The sequence below is a fragment of the Chryseobacterium sp. MHB01 genome, from assembly GCF_034651565.1.
Classification (GTDB): Bacteria; Bacteroidota; Bacteroidia; order Flavobacteriales; family Weeksellaceae; genus Chryseobacterium; species Chryseobacterium nepalense.
This window is the reverse complement of the sequence record NZ_JAYEDA010000006.1, coordinates 223,410-245,843: the sequence shown is the minus strand read 5'-3', so window position 1 is coordinate 245,843 and position 22,434 is coordinate 223,410. Positions and strand designations below refer to the sequence as shown.

At 37.7% G+C, this 22,434-nt stretch carries 22 protein-coding genes and 1 tRNA gene; 6 read left to right on the top strand and 17 right to left on the bottom strand.

The annotated features are described in order from the left end of the window. Positions 1–2: 2 nt before the first annotated feature. Both U9K52_RS12095 and U9K52_RS12090 read right to left on the bottom strand, forming a co-directional pair. A complete protein-coding gene (locus U9K52_RS12095) occupies positions 3–1,457 on the bottom strand; it encodes a DUF3945 domain-containing protein (protein WP_322926717.1) in 1,455 nt (484 codons plus the stop codon). A gap of 99 nt (positions 1,458–1,556) precedes the next feature. Then, complete coding sequence (locus tag U9K52_RS12090; RefSeq protein ID WP_322926716.1) at positions 1,557–1,850, bottom strand: helix-turn-helix domain-containing protein; 294 nt, start codon at positions 1,848–1,850, stop codon at positions 1,557–1,559. A 556-nt stretch (positions 1,851–2,406) separates the two neighbouring features. On the opposite strand from U9K52_RS12090, the gene U9K52_RS12085 reads away from it, so the two are divergent. The 5 genes from U9K52_RS12085 (at position 2,407) to U9K52_RS12065 (ending at position 6,003) form a co-directional block, all read left to right on the top strand. Continuing rightward, positions 2,407–2,667, top strand: a complete 261-nt coding sequence (locus tag U9K52_RS12085; protein ID WP_322926714.1) for a hypothetical protein — start codon at positions 2,407–2,409, stop codon at positions 2,665–2,667. 135 nt (positions 2,668–2,802) lie between these two features. Continuing rightward, positions 2,803–3,465, top strand: a complete 663-nt coding sequence (locus U9K52_RS12080; RefSeq protein WP_322926712.1) for a hypothetical protein — start codon at positions 2,803–2,805, stop codon at positions 3,463–3,465. Positions 3,466–3,567: 102 nt separating this feature from the next. Next, positions 3,568–4,185 carry a hypothetical protein gene (locus tag U9K52_RS12075; RefSeq protein WP_322926710.1) on the top strand — a complete coding sequence of 206 codons (618 nt, stop codon included), beginning with the start codon at positions 3,568–3,570 and terminating at the stop codon, positions 4,183–4,185. 158 nt (positions 4,186–4,343) lie between these two features. Then, positions 4,344–5,447: a hypothetical protein gene (locus U9K52_RS12070; protein ID WP_322926708.1), complete on the top strand. Its 1,104-nt coding sequence runs from the start codon at positions 4,344–4,346 to the stop codon at positions 5,445–5,447. Positions 5,448–5,931: 484 nt separating this feature from the next. Next, a tRNA-Glu gene (locus tag U9K52_RS12065) sits at positions 5,932–6,003 on the top strand. A 123-nt stretch (positions 6,004–6,126) separates the two neighbouring features. Here U9K52_RS12065 and U9K52_RS12060 read toward each other — a convergent pair. The 10 genes from U9K52_RS12060 to U9K52_RS12015 all read right to left on the bottom strand — a co-directional run bounded on the left by U9K52_RS12060 (position 6,127) and on the right by U9K52_RS12015 (position 14,532). Beyond that, entirely contained in the window at positions 6,127–7,068 is a 942-nt protein-coding gene (locus U9K52_RS12060; protein WP_322926705.1) for a transporter, read from the bottom strand. Between the two features lie 7 nt (positions 7,069–7,075). Next, positions 7,076–8,152: a cytochrome c peroxidase gene (locus U9K52_RS12055; RefSeq protein WP_322926703.1), complete on the bottom strand. Its 1,077-nt coding sequence runs from the start codon at positions 8,150–8,152 to the stop codon at positions 7,076–7,078. Beyond that, positions 8,145–8,972, bottom strand: a complete 828-nt coding sequence (locus tag U9K52_RS12050) for an MbnP family protein (protein WP_322926702.1) — start codon at positions 8,970–8,972, stop codon at positions 8,145–8,147. Before U9K52_RS12050 ends, U9K52_RS12055 begins: the two co-directional genes overlap by 8 nt. A 180-nt stretch (positions 8,973–9,152) precedes the next feature. Beyond that, positions 9,153–9,521, bottom strand: a complete 369-nt coding sequence (locus U9K52_RS12045; RefSeq protein WP_312170927.1) for a hypothetical protein — start codon at positions 9,519–9,521, stop codon at positions 9,153–9,155. Between the two features lie 4 nt (positions 9,522–9,525). Continuing rightward, positions 9,526–10,200, bottom strand: coding sequence for a superoxide dismutase (locus tag U9K52_RS12040; protein WP_322926698.1), 675 nt, complete (start codon positions 10,198–10,200; stop codon positions 9,526–9,528). A gap of 110 nt (positions 10,201–10,310) precedes the next feature. Then, on the bottom strand, positions 10,311–10,991 hold the full coding sequence (locus tag U9K52_RS12035) for an SCO family protein (protein ID WP_322926697.1): 681 nt from the start codon (positions 10,989–10,991) through the stop codon (positions 10,311–10,313). After that, a complete protein-coding gene (locus tag U9K52_RS12030) occupies positions 10,978–11,253 on the bottom strand; it encodes a YHS domain-containing protein (protein ID WP_322926696.1) in 276 nt (91 codons plus the stop codon). The genes U9K52_RS12035 and U9K52_RS12030 overlap by 14 nt, the downstream gene beginning before the upstream one ends. Positions 11,254–11,540: 287 nt before the next feature. After that, complete coding sequence (locus U9K52_RS12025) at positions 11,541–11,903, bottom strand: hypothetical protein (RefSeq protein ID WP_263601685.1); 363 nt, start codon at positions 11,901–11,903, stop codon at positions 11,541–11,543. Between the two features lie 205 nt (positions 11,904–12,108). Beyond that, positions 12,109–14,067, bottom strand: a complete 1,959-nt coding sequence (locus U9K52_RS12020) for a heavy metal translocating P-type ATPase (protein WP_322926694.1) — start codon at positions 14,065–14,067, stop codon at positions 12,109–12,111. 45 nt (positions 14,068–14,112) lie between these two features. Then, the gene (locus U9K52_RS12015) at positions 14,113–14,532 is read right to left on the bottom strand and encodes a Fur family transcriptional regulator (RefSeq protein WP_248390063.1); all 420 of its coding nucleotides are present in this window, start codon (positions 14,530–14,532) and stop codon (positions 14,113–14,115) included. Between the two features lie 189 nt (positions 14,533–14,721). Between U9K52_RS12015 and U9K52_RS12010 the strand changes: the two genes are divergently transcribed. Beyond that, the gene (locus U9K52_RS12010) at positions 14,722–15,129 is read left to right on the top strand and encodes a type II 3-dehydroquinate dehydratase (protein ID WP_263601687.1); all 408 of its coding nucleotides are present in this window, start codon (positions 14,722–14,724) and stop codon (positions 15,127–15,129) included. A 131-nt stretch (positions 15,130–15,260) separates the two neighbouring features. Here U9K52_RS12010 and pckA read toward each other — a convergent pair whose 3' ends face one another. From pckA to bshC, 5 genes are all read right to left on the bottom strand, one after another. Further along, on the bottom strand, positions 15,261–16,880 hold the full coding sequence (pckA, locus tag U9K52_RS12005; RefSeq protein WP_263601688.1) for a phosphoenolpyruvate carboxykinase (ATP): 1,620 nt from the start codon (positions 16,878–16,880) through the stop codon (positions 15,261–15,263). Positions 16,881–17,007: 127 nt separating this feature from the next. After that, positions 17,008–17,913, bottom strand: coding sequence for a GYDIA family GHMP kinase (locus U9K52_RS12000; protein WP_322926691.1), 906 nt, complete (start codon positions 17,911–17,913; stop codon positions 17,008–17,010). Positions 17,914–17,924: 11 nt separating this feature from the next. Next, a complete protein-coding gene (gene fabD / locus U9K52_RS11995) occupies positions 17,925–18,800 on the bottom strand; it encodes an ACP S-malonyltransferase (protein ID WP_312170899.1) in 876 nt (291 codons plus the stop codon). Positions 18,801–18,870: 70 nt separating this feature from the next. Next, positions 18,871–20,808: a LysM peptidoglycan-binding domain-containing protein gene (locus U9K52_RS11990; RefSeq protein WP_322926687.1), complete on the bottom strand. Its 1,938-nt coding sequence runs from the start codon at positions 20,806–20,808 to the stop codon at positions 18,871–18,873. 37 nt (positions 20,809–20,845) lie between these two features. Then, positions 20,846–22,432: a bacillithiol biosynthesis cysteine-adding enzyme BshC gene (gene bshC / locus U9K52_RS11985; protein WP_322926684.1), complete on the bottom strand. Its 1,587-nt coding sequence runs from the start codon at positions 22,430–22,432 to the stop codon at positions 20,846–20,848. Between the last annotated feature and the right edge of the window lie 2 nt (positions 22,433–22,434).

Genomic DNA, 22,434 nt, shown 5'->3' with positions numbered 1-22,434 from the left:
ATTTACTGCATTTTTCTGCCTTTGGCAGGGACTTGTGGCTTCTCCTGAACATCTTGCCGCTGTTTGTTTTTCGGTGTTTGCTGTCCCGATTTCAAAGGCTCGTTGATTTTTTTGGTCGCCTCATTGGTTTTACCTTCCGAATTGACGGCAGTTTGCGTTTTATGAGCTTCTACAGGTTTTGCCTGCGCCTTCACCTGGCTTGGAAACTGAAAGTTGGTTTTTCCGGTTTCGGCATTGAAAGTGATGTAGCCCTGATAAGGCTGTCCTTTCTTATCTTTCAATCCGTCAACGTAAACGGTTTGCCCGGCTTTGAAATTCTTATACTGCTCGTCCGTAAGTTCTTTTCCCCGGAATGTCTTTGGTGCTTCCTGTGGCTGGCTTTGCTGATTGCTCTGCCCGTTGCTTTGGGTTTGACGGTTCGTATTGCTGCGGTCAAAAAGAAATTCTACGTAACGTTTATCTGCATTGAACTGCAACGTTGCCGAAAACTCTGTGCCCTTATTGGAAATCATACCGTCTAACTGTAAGGGCTTACCCTCCATTAAAATCTGTTTCTGATGGTCATCCAGCTTCACACCCTTTATTTCATCAGGGATTTTGATGAAATCAGTTTTAAGGGCAACGAGTTCATTTGTCAGTCTATCCACGCTGATAATAGATGGCATCATCTCCCCGGTCTTAGCATTTTTCAAGTCAACGATGCGACCCATATTGCCAGTTTCGAGCAGGTTTTTTTTATCCTCAGCGGTAAACTGGTGTCCAAAAAATTCAAAGTTGAGGTTCGGCTCTTTACGGATACCATGTATGGCTGCCACAATTTTACCATTTTCTGTAGCTTGTAAAGATAGCCGGGCATCTGTACGGACTATGGCCCCACCAAGATTTACGCTTATAGGTACAAGTTCGTTGGTCTTGTAGCCTTTTAATAAAGGATCTAACAAATTCATTTTTTCTAGGCGTTCCTTTCCTAAACCTAGATTGTTCATGGTATCCCAATCAATCTGTTCCGGCTTGTAGCGGTATTCGCTCGCCTCCGCCGTTGTCTGTGTTGTTTCCATATTTTTTTGATTTTCTTCTTTTTTATCAATTTGAGGTTCTGGTTTCATCTCATGTTCTTTAAGCAGTTTTTCACCTTCAGGAGTAGGCTTATCTACCTGCTTCTGAAATTCCTTTGCTTTTTCGACGGCCAGTTGGGCAGCAACTTTAAAAAACGAGAAGTTGGTAGGATTTTTTAACTGGCTGAAAAAATTGGAAAAAAAGTTGGAAAAGAAATCCCCGCTTTTGTCCACCCGCATAAACTGGCTCTGGTTTTTCCTCGTTGGGTCCACCGTTTCCATTTTCCCGTTTTGGTCAAGGCTCTTTACTGCCTGGATCTTCATTTTTTCTTTATCAAGCACAAGCAGTATGTCGGATAGCTGTTCGGGCATCTCCGGTCTAGTTGTTGTTTCTTCGCTCATATTCTGGAAAATTTTAAAAGTTCTCTTCCGAATGTAAGGGAAGTGTTCACGGTTTTGCATCAAGTGGCATCCAAAGGCAGGCTTTGTCGCTCAATGGCATTATTTCCTAAGCGGGGGGTTAAAGCTGTCCCTTATAAACTGATGGACATCAGATAGCTTGTAATATAGCTTGCCGCTTATGGTGTAATAAGGCAGCTTCCCATTGGAGCGGTAACGTTGCAGGGACCGGTTGCTGATCTTAAGCATCTGAAGCAGATCCTGATTGTCGAGGAGCTCTTCGCCGTCAATACTGTTCCTTTTGTTTTTCAGCGTATCGATATTGTCACCCAGAAGGTCAATTCGCTCCAGAATCCTTTGCATCCAGGCTACAAATTCTAGTTTGTCGATATTCATAGGAAATATATTATTAATGTTATCAGCCATTAGCGTGGGGCTCAAAGAATAACTACCGCATTCTTAATAAGATATCAATCATTTTCACGGTATTATATTTAATGAAAGATCTTTGCTGAACCCTACCGTCACAAAGTTGCACCATCCCATATTATTTATTTGCCAAGCTCTGCCAATGGGTTGAGTGGTTTTTTTACTGCCTTATTCTTTGCAAAAAAGGATATGATGATGAACGAATATATTCTGCTATAGTATTAGCCAATGGCCACACATGGGGTATCTTCTGAACACCAGTGAAGAGTATTAGTGAGGAGTATTAATGAGGAGTATATAATTATTTGTACGGTAAGAATATTATAAATGGATGTCAATAGAGTTTATAGTAACATGCTTCTATATACAAAAAATAAATATGTCTCAATTTTGCGATATAAAATTTATCTTGCAGGTGTAGTAGATTCAAAAAGAAGTTAATGACAAGAAAAATTTAAAAAATAGATCGTGTGTTAAAGTTTACTGCTACTATATGCGCAAGTACTTAATCCTAAGAAATTATATGAAAGAGGAACAATTAGAATCATTGACAGACAAAGAGCTGCTGGCCGAAGAAAAAGCGTTAAAATCATTTTCCATTCTTAATGCTTTTCTTATCGGCTTTCTTGTTGGAATTATAATAGTGAGCATTTATTTTGAAGCATATACCTTGGGGCTTCTCATTCCGCTTTTTCTTATCTACAAGTTTACTAACGATCCAAAAAACAAGAGACGTAAAGCAGTCGATGACTTATTAAAAAAGCGTCAGCTGAAAAATAATTGAGGTTTTCTTAATTGCAAGAAAGATTATTCATTAACAGAATGACTCTACGATTCAATTAAAGGATCGGAAAACGCAACGTTTATTTAGTCAATACTGTTAAACATTCTGATGAAATCAAAGATGAAACCACTACGTATGTTATCGATCATTTTATTTGCAACTCAATCGTTGCTAACCTCCTGTGGTCAGAACAGCAACAGATCACCTGGTGAATACAAAGGTAAATCGCCGGATAAACCGATAGCGAGTGTTATAGAAGACACCGCAGTCACATCAGAAACCGAGATGCAAAAGCCAACTGCCGATACCTCTATCGAAATTATGAATGAAAAGGACATTCTTTTCAACGGTAAATTAAAACGCTACTTCTCCCTCAGCAAATTTCATTCAATGCTGGGCAAGCCTGACAGCGTAAAACTTTTGAGCGATGAAGAACCCTGTACAAACATCTTCCAGGAACCGGACGGTACTATTGATCCTCAAACTAAATACTTATTTAAAAACGGGACGCGGTTTGAGAATTTTCGGGATAAAGTAGCGATCGATGAAGTAAGGTTTAACCATGGGGATTTCATTGTTTTTCATCATAGGAGACTCGACAACCATAGTACGTTAGATGATCTGAAAGACCTTTTCCCGAATGCAGTTAAAAAAATAAGAGCTATCGAAGTACCTGGTGTTGGCAAACTGCAAGTAATACAATTACGTGAGGATAGGAATAATGCGTCTGACGGGCACATCAATATGATGATCAGAAAAGGAAAACTTTATTCATTGAAATGGTGGTTTCCTTGCTAGTGTGCAACGTGAACGAATATACGCTCTAACGGTGATCTCCTGTGTAAACTATCTTACTTGTTAGATAGGTGTAATTTTTATTGCAAGCGATATACTAATTTTATGCTAAAAACCGCGCACTACTTTATCTTCTTTTTCTTGCTCACCATCAGTGCTGGTAAAGCTCTAGGGCAGAACGATTTTACACAAGCTATTTTTCATGTGAAAGGCGATCTGAATAAAGACGGAAGGAACGATCTGGTCATAGTTAAAGCGGATACTGTAGATAAGCATCATCAATACCTTCTTGAAATTTTCTTTGCCAATTATGATGGCAAATATACCTGCGTATTCCGTTCCCAAAACGCGATCATGCCCAGGTTCCCAAAAGGGGATCAGCAGAGTGAATTACTACTGGAACAACTTAAAATTACAAATGGTATTTTAATATTTACCAACCAGCGGATACGAGGAAACATGACACACAAATTCAGGTACCAAAATGGAAATTTTGAACTGATTGGATACACCGAGCGTAATGCAGGTACCGCCCGTACTGATTGCAAGGATATCAACCTCTCAACGGGTCGCAAGGTTGTTTGGCAGGAGCCTTATGATAGGGATGGAAAAACATCTCAAATGATCAGTTTTAAAAAGTATAAGGTCTTACCCAAACTACAGGATTTTGATCCATTAACATCATCGTACTTAACGATCCATGGCACTAGGGTTGAATTATAAGTAAAATTATAGCTATCTAATTTCTCAGGCATTGGTGTGCAGCCTTGTATTACAGCACCCAGGCAGAAGATGTATCGCAGATTATACCAAACAAAGAGAATTCCGTTAAATCTCACACTTGTGACTTATTGGTCATTTTTATAAATTTGATAGATAAGATGAAGACAATGAAGATGTTTTTTTTAGTATGCAGCGTAGTAATCATCAGTTTAAGCATTGTTCTTGCTTTGAATTACTTCAAAAATAAATCGGTGTCTGAAGAATTGCCGAACGAATTTGAGCGATACCAATCAATCGACAGTTCTAAAGCCATTATATCCGGAAACGCTACTATGTCTCTTTTACTGGAGAGTACGGAAGAGATCCAGTCTTTTTTGACTCCTGATCAACAGGTAATAATTTATACCATTCCGAAAAAAAACACACACTCATTCTTTAAAGTTAGCCGTAGCGGTAGTATTATTGATTCATTGACAATCAACGGTCGCCAGGCAGAGATCGTTTTTATCAAAGGCTTTATCCTTGATAAAAAAAATCTTCAATACTATTCGTGGAGTTTTAGCGGTAATAAACGACCTATAAACATCATCACTCAGAACGGGGATTTTGCATGGAATAAGGAACAACAACAAAAACAACTTGCTGAAATTATTAGAGATTCAGAATTCGTTTATGTGGACTACCAGTCAGGTGATAGCCCGGCGCCACAAAAGGAAAGCGGCGAAGCGATGCAAACTACTCAGGCCATGATGACCTATGCAATCCTGACGTACTTCATAAATGGCAATTGCACTCAATTGTACACGACCATCGATATCAGCGAAAAATTTCCCTGGTCCTATACTGAAAATCTTTTGTTTAATAACCTCTTTAAATACATTGATACATCATCAAGAAGAACCAAAGCGTATATAAAAGCGAAGGAAATCCAATATCGCTATTTTCAAAAGCTTACTTATGAAAAAGTGCATTTTTCCGGTAGTGGAGGCTACAACCCAGGTTTTGATGAAATGCTGTACTCTGGGAACTTATTCACAGACATAAGCTATAAGAATGATACGCTGAGACTGAAAGAATTTATGTACCTGAATGACAAGTGGCATCAGTCCGCTATTGAAATAAACGGTAAAAATATAGGTACGCTGACCAAAAACAAGGTACAACCGCCTGAGAATATAGACGCTTATGGATATTACAGCCACCCTAAACTTGAGTATGCCCTGTTTACTACGAGTGATAAGAAGATCTTTATTATTAAATAGCCACTCGTCTAAAATTAGTTTATATAAGTTACGAAATCTAATTATTTGACAACCAATAATCCACGCTCATTAGCTGCAATTTTTCATAAATCCTTCTATAAAAACGTTGCACAGGTCCTACAGAATCTCTATATTTGCATCAGCAATTGCAGTAAGGAAGTTTACCAAAAGCTAAGGAGTAATTCGATGAGTTACAAATATTCAAGGCTGTTAAGTAACTAATTATAAGATATTTGCGTAGGTGGGTTATATTACCCTATGGACTACAAAAAGCGTTACAATCGAATGATGCAATTCTAATGAGTAATTCGATGAGCAAAAGTGAAAATTTTTCGCAACGCATTGTAAGACTGACGGTTAGCGATTAAGTTCGATTCCCCTACGGGCTACAAAATTTAATTACTATTCTAACCTGGTAATTAATAAGAGTTGATACTTATAAAAACAAAAAAAACTAACATACTAGCAATAGTAGAAGATAGCTGGCCCGTTCGTCTATCGGTTAGGACCTCAGATTTTCATTCTGGTAAGAGGGGTTCGATTCCCCTACGGGCTACTTAAAAGAGATTCAATTTTTTGAATCTCTTTTTCTTTTATACGACAAATCTATTTTAATTAAAATGGCAGCGTAAAAAAAATAACCTCCACCATTAAAGTAAAGGTTATATAGATATTACATTCAAATCCCAACATTCAGGAAGATACTGAACCTCGATTTTGCTTCAATGTCGCCTCCAGCGAGATTGGTGTAGGCAGGAAGCATCACTTCACTGCCCAAACTAAATTTTTTATACGAAGCTTCAAAACCGAGCTTTCCGTACAAAGCACTTCCCGCGGTTTTGGGCATTATTTCTCCAAATTGCCTATTCCAGTCGTAAACTTCGCCCTGCATTCCGAATTTTCCGGAAAGAATGCCGCTTTCGTTTTTCCAGAGCTTGTAAAATCCTGCCGCCGCATAATTCCATTGGTTTCCGAAACGGTAATGTTTATTATTTTCAGTTTTCAAAGTATAATCTGTGTTCAGCAGCACCGCCAGTTTATCTTTCTGAAATTTATAATTCAGAACCATTTGATAATCCCAGCTTCCCGTTCCCAGTTGAAAACTCGGATTTACGCCTGTAATTCCTTTTTCATCAAATCTTCCAATTGGAATTTTCACACCCAAACCTCCGTTTAGCTGGTGGGAAGAATCTTTGGAATTGAGTAGCTGATAAATTCCCATCACATTTGCATCTCCTATTCCATCAATTCTGATATCTCCCTGTAACGTTTTTTTGTTATGAAACTGAAAAGGAATACTTGCATACACACTTATATTTTTAGCAACCGGAATTTTCCCCCAAAGCTGAAGCGTATTGAAATACTGATCCTGCGTAAGATTATTGACAAATAAATTTTCTTTCGCTCTGTAATGCTGTGCAAAATATTTAACCCCGATGAACTGAGGATTCAGTAAAGATTCAAAGCCGGAAGATCCATTTCCTGCGGCACAGCCACAAGCATCGCAATCATCAAAAACTATCGGAATAAATTCTTTTGGAATCAATACACTATCATGGATTTCTTTTGCCTGGCTAAAAAAGCATCCGGCTAAACCCAATGTTAAAAATATCTCCTTCATGATTTTATTATTCTGCAAATTTGGGGTTGGTTATAAAATTTTTATCACTTAAAGTTTTTAGAAAAGTAATAATGTTCTGTTTGTCCAAAGACGTCATTGGAATTCCGATGTGCCCGTTTTGTTTCAGCAACGGATCCAGGTTGGGTTGATTTTCTACGTTTTCAGAATAGAAATTCATCACTGCGTCTAAGCTGTAAAATCTTCCGTCATGCATATACGGCGCGGTGTATTCTACATTTCTTAAGCTCGGAACACGAAATTTCATATTGTCATTCCAATCCAGGGTTACACGATATCTTCCTCTGTCATTAAATTGCGAATTGTAATACATCCCCGTATTCCGATAGCTTTCATCGGTAAACAGATCTCCTGAATGACAAGCCGCACATTTATTCTGAAACAAAGCCATCCCCTGATTTTCATCAGCAGTGAAAACGGCGTTTCCTTTTTTCATCCGGTCGTACTTTGAATCGGCAGAAATCATGGTTGCCATAAATTGGGAAATGGCTTTGAGAATTTTTTCACCGGTAATATTTTCATCCCCGAATGCTGCCTTAAACTTTTTTTTGTAATTCGCATCAGCATTTAGCTTTGCTACTGCTTCAGGAAGAGAACTGTCCATCTCAAAATCAGTGGTAATCGGAACCAAAGATCTTTCATCAAGATTATGGCTCACTCCGTCCCATGTATAATTTTTCAAAAAAGCCATATTTTGGATTGGCGGGGCATTACGCATTCCCAACCGGTCATCAATTCCGTGGCTTATATTGTGGCCGTGATGGGTAAAAGCATTTTCCTGAATATGACAAAAACCGCATGAAATGGTATTGTTTCTGGATAATTTTCCTTCATAAAAAAGCTTTTTTCCTAATGCAACTCCATTTACTGTGATTGGGTTTCCTGTGCTATCGAAAGTCATTTCAGGAAAACCGGATGGTTTGTCAAGACGATAAGCTTCATCTTTAGGTAAAGGCTCAATAACCTCATTGCCCGTGCATGATATCAACATAAAAGCTGTAAAAAACAGTAAAATCAGAAGAGAGCCGGAACGCCCTCTTTTGGATGATCTTAAAAAACTAATCATTGTGAACGTGATCTACTTTAAACATTTTTGAAATATTGTTCGTCACATTCACCAGATACTGGTTCGATCCCATTGCCATATTGTTGGAACTATCCAATGTTAAAGTGGTTTGCCCACTCAGATATTGATTAAGATCCGCCAGAATATGAACGGAAGGAGTAATTTCTTCAGACACTCTTGCTGTTGTAGGAAAATCAAGGATAATTTCACGGTAAAGATCTGGCGTATTGTTGGCAGAAGTATCCCCCATATTTCCGCAATGGTTCATAAATTCTGTTGTTGCCGAAGATGTTCCGTATCTGCCTTCCAGTTTTGTGAAAATGTATCCTGCAGCCCAAGACCAAGCCATTCCCGCAGTTTTCGCTTTCTGCCAGAAAATCCCTTGTCCGCTTTGTCCCAAAAGATAAGCTGACTGACTGATGCCTAAACCGATTCTTACTTTTTTGTAATTATTTTTAGGAATTTCTTTCAGGTTGATGTAATTGATTCCGGCAACGGCTTCTGCCTGATCTACGATAAATGCTCCGTTGTCGGGATCGTTGTAATGATATTTGAACTCACCTCCCTTTTCATCAATTAAAGTAATGTTGCTGATTATATATTTCAGGGTTGAAAACTGATGCTTTTGTCCGTTAACGGAAGTTTGGGTGGTTTGGTTCAAAACTACATCTCCAAGATTATTGAATCCGTTTTCGAATTTTAGCTGAAGATTTCCCGGAGTGGAATCCATTACCTCATCATCGTCATTGCTGCTACATGATGATAGGGTAAACAAACTGAAGGTAATAAAGAATAATGATAAAAATTTATAGATTTTCATTGTTGATTTTTTAGTGATAAATAGGTTGATATGCCCCATCGCGATAGGGCTGGAAGCGGTTATCCTTTTTTTGGATTCTGACGAAAGGCAGAATCTAAAAAAAGATAGTAGCGGACAGCCCGACCCGTGCAGCCGGAAAAGCCAGGGAAAGGGGATCGCCCAAAAAGATAAAATGATACACTAAAAAACCGGTGGCCGGAAAATAGGCTTTAAGAACAGAAAAGAGTACGCCGTCTCATAGAGAAAACTGGAATTTGAAAAGAATGCGTCTTTTGATGTCTTAATTTCCGTAATATCAGGAAGGACGTAGATGTCCAACAATTTCTGTCCTGAATTTTTTGTTTTGTTTAAAGGAGAAGAATCGGTATCATGGGTTTTTGCAATTTGTTTGCTTACGTAACATTTTCCGTTACAGTGAAGCTCAGGATTACTTTTGTTGACACATAAAACTTCGGAAATATAATTATAATTTACAGCATATTCCACCAATGGCACCAGAGGTCTGAATACCACAAATAGTGTGAGAAATATGCTGCAAATTAAGTTCACTGAATTATTTTTTGCTGATCGCTTCTTCGTATCTTCTGCTGATTTCTTTCCAGTTCGTTACGTTCCAGATCGCAGTCAAATAATCTGCTCTTTTGTTCTGATATTTTAAATAATATGCATGTTCCCATACATCAATTCCGAAAATAGGTATTCCTTTTTCTTCTACCACATCCATTAAAGGGTTATCCTGATTAGGGGTAGATGAAACGAACAGTTTTCCGTTTTTGTCCACAGAAAGCCATGCCCATCCCGATCCGAAACGGTCTGCCCCCGCTTTTGCCATTTTTGCTTTAAAGGCATCCATACTTCCAAAGGCATCATTGATTGCTTTTGCCAGTTTAGCTGAAGGTTGCGTATTTTTTTCAGGGGTTAAAACGGTCCAGAACAGCTCGTGGTTATAGTGTCCGCCGGCATTATTTCTTACGGCAGCCGGTAATTTTGAAGCATTGGACATGATCTCGAATAAGGTTTGTTTTTCCTGAGGCGTTCCTGCAATTGCCTTATTCAAATTTGCTACATACGCTGCAGCATGTTTGGAATAATGGATCTCCATGGTCTGCGCATCGATGTTTCCTTCCAACGCATTGTAGGCGTACGGAAGTGGAGTCTGTTTAAACTGAGCCATCGCAAACTGCGCCGCAAATACTGCACTTAAAGCAGCAATTTTCATAATTTTCATACTTTTTATTTTAGGTGGTTTATCATTTGGCGGAAAGACGGGTGATGGAAGCTCGAAGTCTTTACATACTAAATAAAACTTCCAGCCTCTAACTTCCATCTTCCAAACCTCTATTTCAACAATTTTTTAATATCTTCCATTAAAATTTCGCGGTCAGGATGGTATTTCCCATTCAGCTTTGGCACTTTTCCTTCCGGATCTTGATAATTCAACCCTGAATAATAGAGGATCGGCATATTTTCTTTATTGTACCGGCACCGGACATTTCCTTCTTTATCGACCAGGGCAATCATTCCGCTGTGGTTCAGGCTTTCGCTTTCATCTTCTTTATCTCCCACATAAATATTGAACTGATCAGCAAGCTTACCTATATAATCCCTGTTTCCTGTAAGAAAATGCCAGTTTGGAGATTTTACTCCGATTCTTTCGGCATGTTCTTTCAGAGCTTGCGGTGTGTCGTTTTCAGGATCAATGCTTATGGAAATGATTCCGAAATTAGGATCATTGATTTCATCTTCAATGGCTCTCATGTTGGTATTCATTACCGGACAAATCGTGGGACATTTGCTGAAGAAAAATTCAACCAGATATACTTTTCCAAGCATATCTTTATTGGTGATTTTTTTATTGTTCTGATCGGTGAGTTCAAAGTCGGGAACCTTCATTACCGTATACAGATTTTTTTTGAAATAGCCCATTCCGATACCGATCGCGAGGAAAAGTAAAGCAATAACCGCAATCGGAACAATTACTTTGCTTTTGGAGTTATTGGTCTTTTTATTTTTGGACATATTTCTCAGGATTCTTTTTGAATTCGTCTTTGCAATAAGCACTGCAAAAACCGTACGTTTTATTTTTATAAACAGCGGTGTCTTTCATGTCGGCATCAGTCGGCATATTACAGATCGGGTCTACTGCATTGGCAAATTTCACCGGTTTTGCATCGGATTTTACTGCTGTTTTTGCCTTTTTATGTTTTACTTTAGGCGTTTCCTGGGCACATGCCATTAATGAAACAGACAATAATGCTGTTAAAATAACTTTTGATTTCATTTTTATTTAAATTGAAAGTAATAATGATTTGAATGGATCGATTTTTAAACTAGACTTACTAATGAATTCCTTGCTTATCCTTAATTAATCATAATGTCTTCTAACGCAAAGATCACAAAGATTTTTTTATAAACTTACTGTTTTTAAGTTCGCAAGTTTTTCTAAACTTAATGTTTACGGGTTCGCAAGGGTACTTCGACAGGCTCAGCATAAACTAAGCACTCAGCAAGTGATAGCTATACTTTATTTTTAGTATCAATTCAACTAAAGATTAGCTGAAAATAATTTTAAGCTAATGGTGGATGGAATATTCTGGAAAAATATTCTGAAGTACGGAAATTGAAGTAATCCGATTCTGATTTTTTGTTTAAAACATCAAACTGACTGTTATCCGAAAAAGAAAGAATTTCATGGGATATAAAAACATCAATTCCTGAAATTTTTACCGTCTGATTGGTATTTGACTGTTTTTCTGTTTTTGCGAGTTCTTTGGCAACATAACATTTCCCTTTACAGGTAGATTGAGGAATGCTTCTGTTTTCGCAGAGATTCTTTACGATATATTCATAGTTAACCGCATAATTGATCAATGGCAGAACCGGACGTAATGCAATAGTACATATGATAAATATGGAAATAAAAAACCTCAACTTTCTTTTTATTACCACAAATATACTACTGAAAGTTTTCTTATAGGGCAATTATGATGAAAATCATTGATATTTCCGGACAACCCGCTGCACCTTGCGGAAAACTTTCCGGAATTACCAGAAAACTTTTTGCACCCATGCTTTAACTTTTCGGGTTATTAAAAAAGGCTCTATAATAGTTTTACCTATTCAAATATATTTTAATCTAAAAGATCATTCGCTGTATTCTCACGGCATTCAGAATAGCCAGTAACGCAACGCCTACATCTGCAAAAACCGCTTCCCACATCGTTGCCAGACCTCCCGCACCCAGAATAAGGACAGCTGCTTTAATAGTAAAAGCCAACGTAATATTCTGCCAGACAATTTTTCTGGTCTGTTTCCCGATGTTGATCGCCATTGGTATTTTACCCGGCATATCATCCTGGATAACAACATCGGCTGTTTCGATTGTAGCATCACTTCCCAGTCCGCCCATAGCGATCCCAACATCACTGAGTGCCACAACAGGCGCATCATTCACCCCATCACCAACAAAGGCAACGGATTCCTTTCCTGCTTTTATCTCTTTTACTTTATTAACCTTATCTTCCGGAAGAAGATCGCCATAAGCGTTCGGAATTCCCAATTGGGCGGCAACATGTTTTACAACAGAAACTTTATCTCCGCTGAGCATCGTTATTTTTACGTTTAATGCCTTTAACCGGTTGATAGCCGATTGTGCATCTTGTTTAACGGTATCGGCAATGGTGAGATAACCCACAAATTTTTTATCGTAAGCAACCGCTATCAGTGTATACACTATATTTTCAGAATCGATATTGTATTTAATATTGAACTGATCCATCAGTTTGAGGTTTCCAACCAACAGTTCTTTATCATTAATGTTGGCTTTCAGGCCGCGCCCTGCAATTTCCTCAATATTTTCCAGCGGAATGGAATGGTCTATTTCTCCCACATATTCATGAATAGCAGTTGCCACAGGATGTGAACTTTTGCTTTCCAACGCATTAATGAGCTTTAAAATTTCATCTTTATTAAAATCATTATTAAATTGAATTTCCTGAACTTTAAAAACACCTTCTGTTAACGTTCCGGTTTTATCCATTACCACATGCTGAATATTAGCCAAAACATCTAAAAAATTACTTCCTTTGAATAAAATTCCGTTTCTGCTTCCGGCACCAATTCCTCCGAAATAGCCCAAAGGAATAGAAATCACCAGGGCACACGGACAGGAAATTACCAGAAAGACCAATGCCCGATAAAGCCAGTCCCTGAATTGATAACCTTCAACAAAAAAGTAGGGAAGAAAAGTAATTCCTATAGCAAGAAAGACCACAATCGGGGTATAAATTTTAGCAAATTTCCTGATGAATAATTCTGTCGGAGCTTTTTGAGCTGTTGCATTTTGCACCAGTTCAAGTATTTTACTCAGCTTGCTGTCTTGATAAGCGGCGGTTACCTTTATCTGGCTTACGGTGTTCAAATTAATCATTCCTGCCCATACAGAATCCCCTTTCATTTTTGTATCGGGTTTGCTTTCTCCCGTTAAAGCAGCCGTATTGAATGAAGCCGTTTCAGAGAGCAGTTCGCCATCTAATCCTAATTTTTCTCCTGATTTTAACTGAATGATTTCTCCTATATTGACTTTCTCTGCTTTTACGGTCTCCGGCTTTCCATCTTTTAAAATCGTTACTTCATCAGGTCTTTGATCAAGCAGCAGTTTAATATTTGTCCGGGCTCTTGTTACCGCCATCCCCTGAAAGACTTCACCAACCGAATAGAAAAGCATTACCGCTACTCCTTCCGGATATTCTCCTATCGAGAAGGCTCCTACCGTTGCAATTCCCATCAGGAAAAATTCTGAAAAGACATCCCCGTTTTTAATACTTTCAAAAGCCTCTTTTAAAACAGGAAGTCCTACCGGTATATAGGCCGCCAAATACCATATAAGACGAATGATCCCTGTAAACCATTGTGGCTTGATAATATGATCTAAAGCAATTCCTATCAATAATAATGTAAAAGAAACAATTGCCGGAAGAAACATCTGAAATACAGTCCTATTTCCTGTATCATGAGAATGTTCGTGATTGTGATCATGCCCTTCGTGATCATGTGTATGTTTCGGTTTTGGTTTTGTACTGCAGCATTCTTCCATAATTCTTTAATTTTATTCAAATGTACAGACAAAATGCGTGCAACACTATTGCAAACTTTCCATACAGCTCTCGCAGATTCCTTTGGCAAACAGCCTTATTTCATCGATCCTGAAATTGGTTTGAAGATTTTCCGGAAAAGAAATATCTTCTTTGCAGGTGGTCTGTTTACAGATTTTACAGTAGAAGTGAAGATGCCAGTCTTTGTGTGTATTTTCGTTACATCCGTCGTGACAGAGTTTATATTTGGTTGTTGTGTTTTCCTGAATGCCGTGAACAATTCCCTTTTCTTCAAATGTTTTTAACGTTCTGTAAATAGTGGTCCGGTCTGCAGTTTCAAAATGATTTTCGATTTCAGATAATGATAAAGCAGCTTCCTGAGAACTCAGAAAGTCATACACCAATATTCTCATGCTGGTGGGCTTTGTGTTTTTGTCTATTAATTTGTTTTCGATATCTTTTTTCATATGCTGTATCATTTGTCATTATAGCCTGTAACAGATTGGCATTTTACAGAATTGATTTTCAAAGTTAATCGTTTTAAAATAGATAACCCGATTGTTTTGCAGGACTTTCCCCGGAAATTGTGCTAGATATTTCGTTAAAAAATTATGCAGGCTACTACATCATACAGTAAAAACCATTAAATTTATCGTATGAAAGTTTTAATTGTCAATGGTCCTAATCTCAATTTATTAGGCACAAGAGAACCTGAAATTTACGGGAATATATCTATGGAAGATTATCTGGGTAATCTAAGATCTGAATTTCCATCTTGTGAGATCCAATATTATCAATCAAATATTGAAGGAGAAATTATCAACAGGCTTCAGGAAGATGATTTTGACGCATTGGTGATTAATCCCGGAGCTTTTACCCACTATTCTTATGCGATTGCGGATTGTTTAAAAAATATTCAGAAGCCTAAAGTGGAGGTCCACATCAGTAATATTTATAAAAGGGAAGAATTCCGGCAAAAATCTGTAACGGCGGCAAATACCGATGCGGTGCTGTCAGGATTCGGGATGAAAGGATATAGACTGGCAATTTTAAGTTTAAAATGATTTAAAAAAATAAAGATGCTTCTACAGGCTCAGCATGACAGACCCTAATACTAAATGTTCTATTTAATAGAAGTTTTAACGCCGAAGCATTTACAATAAAAAATCCTCATCGTTTGATGAGGATTTCACATTTATTTAATTGTCTGTGTCTGCAGTTGAGGTCCTGAAGCGACTAATTTCTTAGCTTCTTCAGAATTGCAGTACTGTTCAAAGTTTTTGATGTATTTTGCAGCAAGATCTTTTGCTTTTTCTTCCCACTCTTCAGCATTGCTGTAAGTGTCTCTCGGATCAAGGATTCCTTCAGAAACATTTGGCAATGATGTAGGTACTTCCAGGTTCATAATCGGAATTCTTGTCTTTGGAGCATCTTCAATAGAACTGTCAATAATAGCATCAATAATTGCTCTTGTATCTTTTAAGGAGATTCTTTTTCCGGTTCCGTTCCATCCTGTATTTACCAGATAGGCTTTCGCGCCGTGCTCTTTCATTTTACCAATCAGTGTTTTGGAATACATGGTAGGGTGCAATGTTAAGAATGCTTCTCCGAATGCCGGTGAGAAAGATGGTTCCGGTTCTGTAATCCCCCTTTCCGTTCCTGCTAATTTTGAAGTATATCCGCAAAGGAAATGGTATTGCGCCTGATCTTCATCCAATACTGAAACCGGAGGCAATACTCCGAAAGCATCAGCAGAAAGGTAAACAATCTTCTTGGCATGTCCTGCCTTTGAAGGTAAAACAATCTTATTGATATGGTAAATAGGATATGATACTCTTGTATTTTCCGTAATAGAATTATCCGTATAATCTGAAACACCGTTGTTTACAACTACATTTTCAAGAAGTGCATCTCTTTTGATAGCCGCAAAAATATCCGGTTCTTTTTCTTCAGAAAGATCAATCACTTTTGCATAACATCCGCCTTCATAGTTGAAAACGCCATTGTTGTCCCAGCCGTGTTCATCATCTCCGATAAGATATCTTTTCGGGTCTGCAGATAAGGTTGTTTTCCCTGTTCCGGAAAGTCCGAAGAAAAGAGCAACATCTCCTTCTTCGCCTACATTTGCCGAACAGTGCATAGAAGCCATACCTTTTAACGGAAGGTAATAATTCATCATGGCAAACATTCCTTTTTTCATTTCACCGCCGTACCATGTTCCTCCGATGATCTGAAGTTTTTCGGTAAGGTTAAACATGATAAAGTTTTCAGAATGTAATCCCTGCTCTTCCCAGTTCGGGTTTGTTGTTTTCGATCCGTTGATTACCGTGAAATCCGGTTCTCCGAAATTTTGCAGTTCATAATGAGAAGGACGGATAAACATATTCGTAACGAAATGTGCCTGCCACGCCACTTCCATAATGAATCTCACTTTTAACCTAGTATCTGCATTGGTTCCGCAAAAAGCATCCACCACATAGATTTTTTTGGAGGTTGAAAGCTGATCGAGCACTAATTCTTTACAAGACTGAAAAATTCCCGGTGTTGTTGGCAGGTTTACTTTACCGTCCCAGAAAATTGTATCTCTCGTAACATCATCCTGAACAATGTATCTGTCTTTAGGTGAACGACCTGTGAAAATTCCTGTTTTTACTGATACTGCACCAGATTCCGTAAGCTCAGCTTTCTCAAAGCCCTGATTTTCAGGAGAAACTTCCGCCTGATACAATTCTTCGTAAGAAGGATTGTAAACGACTTCATAGTTTCCTTTAATCCCTAATTTTTCTAAATCCTGGATGATTTTAGCGTTTTTCATTTTACTTATATTTTCTATTTCTTTTTTGGGTTTAACAAAATTAATATTAATTAATTGTTAAAAGTGGTTTAAATATAATGATATAAGTCAGAATGGCAAATAAAAAAACAACTTTATAATCCATTGATTACAAGCTTATTATATCCGACCATTCAAAAATAGTGTTAAAATCTTTTCCCCAAAAATAGTCCTTAAAGCCGTCAAATTTTGAGCTCATTACAAAATCTCCGCCCCATGCGCCCAAACTTTTAACAAAAACAGGACAATCTGCGAAAAAACGGCCTTTAACTGCAGGAATTTCAAGAAAATCCGATATTTTTTGCTCATGAATCAACATTAGTTCAGAAAAATTTTCCAATTCTTTGCATAACAAAATTTTTCTTGTGAGATCCGAAAATTCATCAACGAGTTTTTGTGACTTATTTTTTGACTTGTATAAATCGATTCCTTCCCGGCTGTCCTGCTTCTGATTCAGATGAATAAAAATAAGCTCATTTTTAAATGAAGGATTGAAATTTACCTTTTCATATTTTATCTCCGGTTTATTCTGATAAAGCACCGCAGATCTCTCTTTTGCCACGGCAATATCATAACCGCTTCCGCCAAGACTTATCGTATTTAAGGTAAAAGGATTTATACCCGCCCATTCGGCAAGGTTGTTCATTAAAGTAGAACTGCTTCCCAGTCCGTAGTTTGCCGGAAACTGAAGATTCGTTGTAAGGTAATAGGTAAAATTACTTTTAAATTTAGTTTGAGAAAGTAACTGAACATTTTTTAATGTTTTTAAAATGAATTCAGCACTTGCGGGAATATTGGTTTCCACGATCTGCCAGTTTTTATAATCGATGACCGCTTTTAACCAAGGTTTGTTCTGATGGTAAGCTTCCCAGAAAACAAGGCATTTCCCATCTTTTTCTTCTTTAAAAGAAAACTCTTGTCCCAGCCTGGTAGGTACCGCTAAGACAAGAGCTCCGTCCATTGCGAAATATTCTGAAGTAAGCATCAGCTTTCCCGGTGAAAATATCTCGCCCATGATTGTATTTTTTAGACTGCAGACGCAACATCAACAGTGCTGTCTATTTTTTTGATCAGTCCCTGCAACGTTTTTCCCGGGCCTACTTCTACAAAGTTAGTGGCACCATCTTTAATCATATGCTGTACCGACTGTGTCCATTTTACGGGACCTGTAAGCTGCGCAATCAGGTTTTTCTTAATTTCATCCGGATCAGAAACTGCTGTTGTAGTAATATTCTGATACACAGGAATGGTGGCTTTTCTGAATTTTGTCTGCTCAATCGCAGCGGCAAGCCTTTCTTGTGCAGGCTGCATCAAAGGAGAGTGGAAAGCTCCGTTTACAGGCAATAATAATGCTCTTTTTGCTCCTGCTTCTTTTAATTTTGCACATGCTTCTTCAACGGATGCTGTTTCACCTGAGATCACCAATTGTCCGGGACAATTGTAATTGGCAGGCACAACGATCCCGTTGATCTGGGAACATATTTCTTCTACTTTGGCATCTTCAAGACCAAGGATTGCAGCCATAGAACTCGGATTGGCATCACAAGCTGCCTGCATGGCTTTTGCTCTTTCAGAAACCAGTTTCAAACCGTCGTCAAAAGATAAAACACCATTGGCAACCAATGCGGAAAACTCTCCTAAGGAGTGCCCTGCAACCATTTCTGCTCCAAGACCGTTCACTGCTTTTAATGCAGCTACGGAATGTATAAAAATTGAGGGTTGGGTAACTTCGGTTTTCTTAAGATCATCATCCGTTCCGCTGAACATGATAGAAAGGATATCGAATCCTAAAATTTCGTTGGCAGATTCCATCAGATCTTTGATGTCTTTTCTAGAATCATACAATTCTTTTCCCATTCCTACGAACTGAGAACCCTGCCCGGGAAACACAAGTGCTTTCATCTATTAATTTAAATATTTTTGCAAATATAAATATAATGTTAATAATATTCTCCAGAAGTAATCAGATGATTTACGGAACCAGTCTGATGACACGATATCCCGTATTCACATAAGCTCCGTTTGCTTTTGATTTCACAAACTCAAACTTGGTCGCCAGCTGTGTCTGAACTTTATTTATTTGTTTAAAAATCTCACCTTTTTTGTTTTCACGGGTCAGCATATCGTTAACGACATCAAAACCGATGATGGCATATTTTGGAGGCGTTTTGCAATATTTGCTTTTATAGGCTGCCAGAATTTCCTTTTCAAAATTTCCTTCCGTATTGATTTTTCTGTCCATGAGATAAACCAGGTTTGCCAGAGCGAGATCATCTACTTTTTTCTCAAATGCAGGAACAGAATGCATACTGAACGCTTTTACGCCCTGAACTTCTTTAGACAATGCAATAACCCTGTTGGCAAAAGCTTCACCGGTTGCATCGTTTTCACTTGCAAGAATAGCAATTACGGGAGCCGACTGTCCGGTCATCATATTCTGGTCAAGCTGAATATCCGAAGCGGAAGTTACAATAGTAACGTTAGGGTTCTTCAACATTTTCTCAAGGCCTGCTTTTATGTAGTTGGCATTTTCCTTTTTAGAATCAGCAAGGACATATATTTTCTGATCAGAATAAGCGGCTTTAACCTCTTCTACAATTTTATCAGCATAGGTCTGATCGTTTGTCTCAATGATAATAAGATTGCTGTAATTGTATAATTCCGGAGAATTGGCAAAAGGCGCTACAATCGGAATTTTTTGATTTTTTGTAAAGTCAAGGACATCTACCACATTCGACTTAAAGAATGGGCCGATAATAAGATCGGTATTATCCGGATTTATCTGTGTCAATGAATTCCTGAAAGATGCTTCATTTCCGGAATCTACGATTTTCACATCCAATTTTTGCCCGTTTCCGGCATTTCTTTCAATGGCAAGTTTTGCTCCGGTAAGGAAGTCAAGAGCCATTGTTCTGTATTGGGTTTCTCCGGTACTGTATCCGAAAGGTAACATTACGACAACGCTTAATGCATCTCCGTTTTTCTTCACATACGCAGGATCAAGCTTTTTAATTTTTAAAACCATTCCTGCTTTTAATCCACGGGATAATTCAGGATTTAATGCAATTAATTCATCAATAGAGATTCCGAATTTATTGACAATAGAAAATACCGTATCTCCCTGTTGGACAGTGTAGGTCACATAATCATCAGCGGCAGTAGTGCTGTTTTTTGAGGAGATTTCGTTTCCGGAATCCATTTTTGCTTTTGAATTTTTTGTTTCTTCAAAAACATCTGCACCGGATGCATTTCCGTTTCCTGATTTTTTAACTAAAATTTTCTCGCCAGGTTTCAGACCTTTCTCTTCAAGTCCCGGATTTAAGGCGAAAAGCTCTTCTCTGGTAAGATTGAACTGCTTAGCAATTTTATAATAATTATCTTTCTGCTGAACAGTATATTCCCCTTCTGAAACTGTAACAGCAGGTTTTTCCACTGTCTTTTCATCAGATTTCGCTATTGAAGCAGAAGCTGTGGTCTGCTGGCCGGTTCCGTATTTTTTTATACTTTCAAGAGGCAGGGTAATTTCATCACCGATCTTCATATGAGATTCAAGATCGGGATTCAGTTTTCTGAGATCGGTTTCTGAAATCCTGTATTGTTTTGTAATTCCGTAAATGGTCTGTTTCGGCTGTAGAACAATTTTCCCCAGCTGTCCGCCAGCGGCAGGTTTTGTAGGAACATTCATTTTTGATGAAGATCCCGTTTTATCGTTTTTAACCGTTAAAACTTCTCCGATTGCGATCTTACCATCCTTTACAGAAGGATTAAGCTTCAGCAATTCATCAACAGTAAGTCCGTATTTTTTAGCAATATTATAAGGAGTATCGCCTTTTACAACGGTGTGCGATTTCTGAGCAGACACCCCCAAAACCATGCATAAACTGGACAGAATAAAAAACCTCTTTATCATATTGGATCATTATATTTACAAAAATACTTCTTTAAAATTAAATGGCAAGAATTATTAATTTAGACTCGTCAATTTGCATTTCTTCTAAACAAGTCTCAAGCCATGCATTGCCGTGATCTGCAAAAAAGACACTGAAATTATATACTCTTTCCTGCCAGTTTTTGGAAGGATGTACATCCAGAAACAGATTTTCGAGTCTTTCAAGCATTTCTCTCTGCTTAATTTTTTCAGCATGAAGGAGTCTTTTTTTCATTCTTTTAAAAGATTTCATCTGGCGCACTTCTTCTGCTTTTACCATATTTCCAAAAGACTTTTCGGTGGTTTCCGCAACTGCTTTCAAGTCTGAAAACTGAAGCATTAGCTGGCTTTCTTTTTCTTCCAGAAATCTTAAGATCTTATTATCATCTAAGATTTTATTGTTGGTAATTGCCGTAAAATTCTGAAAAAAATCTTCTGTTTTTAATGCAAGCTTTTCAATTTTCCCTAATGTCTTTTGGTTTAGAAATAACATTGAATTCCTTGGAATCAGGATTGGAAACGGCAGATTAATTTTTTTGAAATAATCCTTCAGTTCCAGCCAGTACATGATTTCAGCATTACCTCCGATGTAAGCAAGATTGGGCAAAATCGTTTCCTGATAAACGGGACGCATTACCGCATTTGGGCTGAATTTCTCCGGGTTATTTTCAAGTTCTTCGAGAATTTCTTCTTTTGTAAACGTTCTATTTTTATCAACAATGATATATTGATTCCCGTCAAAATCAATCCTATCTCTGGTATCTGTAAGATAGAAAAGATTAATTTCCCGGGGATTGACCTGAACTTTACCGTATTTTTCAGTTAAGAAATCTATTTTTTCCTTTGATTCTTTATACAAACTGAAATTCAAAAGCTCATCTTTAAATGTTTCTTTCATTTGTGTCTTCAGCTCCTTCGAATCTCCGTCAAGGATCAGCAGGCCAAATTCTGAAAACAGGCGATTGACCAATATCTGAATAGCCTGTGTTAAAGTATTGCCTGCTTTATAGGCTTCTTTCAGCATTAAAATCAATTCGGTTCCAAAAACAAAGTCTTTGAATTCTTTCTCAAATTCTGAAATGAAAAACGTATCACTTAAAGGAATTCTTCCTACCGCTCCACCGGATTTTTCATTAATTTCATAATAGTTGTTCTCCGTTTTAAAATGATTGATTTCTGCAAAATCGTGATCTTCTGAAGCCATCCAATATACAGGAACGAAATTGAATTCCGGAAAACTGTCTTTTAAAAAAGAGCAAGTTTTAATAGTCTGCAAAATTTTATACACAAAAAAAACAGGTCCTGAAAAGAGATTCAGCTGATGTCCTGTGGTAATTGTAAATGTTTTTGTATGCCTTAGACTCTCTATATTTTGTTTTTGCTTCGGTGAAAGAGTAAGATCTGAAAGCTGTTTTTCCAATGCTGCAACAAGAATTTCTCTTTGCCCTGAAGTAAAGGAGCTCTGTTTTTCATGGATCTTCTTTTCAAAGTGAGATAAAGAAAATGTATTCTCTTCAAAACCTTCAATATTGTGATTTAAAAAATCCTTTACCAATTTCGGGATACTGACGATATCCTGAAAAGATATTTTGTTAATTGTTTTCAACC

What these genes read in the sequence shown, in the direction of transcription:
- U9K52_RS12060 (WP_322926705.1), bottom strand. Translation starts at nt 7,068, where the DNA reads ATGAAGGAGATATTTTTAACATTGGGTTTAGCCGGATGCTTTTTTAGC.
- U9K52_RS12090 (WP_322926716.1), bottom strand. Translation starts at nt 1,850, where the DNA reads ATGAATATCGACAAACTAGAATTTGTAGCCTGGATGCAAAGGATTCTG.
- fabD (WP_312170899.1), bottom strand. Translation starts at nt 18,800, where the DNA reads ATGAAAGCACTTGTGTTTCCCGGGCAGGGTTCTCAGTTCGTAGGAATG.
- U9K52_RS12055 (WP_322926703.1), bottom strand. Translation starts at nt 8,152, where the DNA reads ATGATTAGTTTTTTAAGATCATCCAAAAGAGGGCGTTCCGGCTCTCTT.
- U9K52_RS12070 (WP_322926708.1), top strand. Translation starts at nt 4,344, where the DNA reads ATGAAGACAATGAAGATGTTTTTTTTAGTATGCAGCGTAGTAATCATC.
- U9K52_RS11990 (WP_322926687.1), bottom strand. Translation starts at nt 20,808, where the DNA reads ATGATAAAGAGGTTTTTTATTCTGTCCAGTTTATGCATGGTTTTGGGG.
- U9K52_RS12080 (WP_322926712.1), top strand. Translation starts at nt 2,803, where the DNA reads ATGTTATCGATCATTTTATTTGCAACTCAATCGTTGCTAACCTCCTGT.
- U9K52_RS12015 (WP_248390063.1), bottom strand. Translation starts at nt 14,532, where the DNA reads ATGAAAAAAGATATCGAAAACAAATTAATAGACAAAAACACAAAGCCC.
- U9K52_RS12030 (WP_322926696.1), bottom strand. Translation starts at nt 11,253, where the DNA reads ATGAAATCAAAAGTTATTTTAACAGCATTATTGTCTGTTTCATTAATG.
- U9K52_RS12010 (WP_263601687.1), top strand. Translation starts at nt 14,722, where the DNA reads ATGAAAGTTTTAATTGTCAATGGTCCTAATCTCAATTTATTAGGCACA.
- U9K52_RS12075 (WP_322926710.1), top strand. Translation starts at nt 3,568, where the DNA reads ATGCTAAAAACCGCGCACTACTTTATCTTCTTTTTCTTGCTCACCATC.
- U9K52_RS12035 (WP_322926697.1), bottom strand. Translation starts at nt 10,991, where the DNA reads ATGTCCAAAAATAAAAAGACCAATAACTCCAAAAGCAAAGTAATTGTT.
- U9K52_RS12095 (WP_322926717.1), bottom strand. Translation starts at nt 1,457, where the DNA reads ATGAGCGAAGAAACAACAACTAGACCGGAGATGCCCGAACAGCTATCC.
- U9K52_RS12020 (WP_322926694.1), bottom strand. Translation starts at nt 14,067, where the DNA reads ATGGAAGAATGCTGCAGTACAAAACCAAAACCGAAACATACACATGAT.
- U9K52_RS12050 (WP_322926702.1), bottom strand. Translation starts at nt 8,972, where the DNA reads ATGAAAATCTATAAATTTTTATCATTATTCTTTATTACCTTCAGTTTG.
- U9K52_RS12040 (WP_322926698.1), bottom strand. Translation starts at nt 10,200, where the DNA reads ATGAAAATTATGAAAATTGCTGCTTTAAGTGCAGTATTTGCGGCGCAG.
- pckA (WP_263601688.1), bottom strand. Translation starts at nt 16,880, where the DNA reads ATGAAAAACGCTAAAATCATCCAGGATTTAGAAAAATTAGGGATTAAA.
- U9K52_RS12085 (WP_322926714.1), top strand. Translation starts at nt 2,407, where the DNA reads ATGAAAGAGGAACAATTAGAATCATTGACAGACAAAGAGCTGCTGGCC.
- U9K52_RS12000 (WP_322926691.1), bottom strand. Translation starts at nt 17,913, where the DNA reads ATGGGCGAGATATTTTCACCGGGAAAGCTGATGCTTACTTCAGAATAT.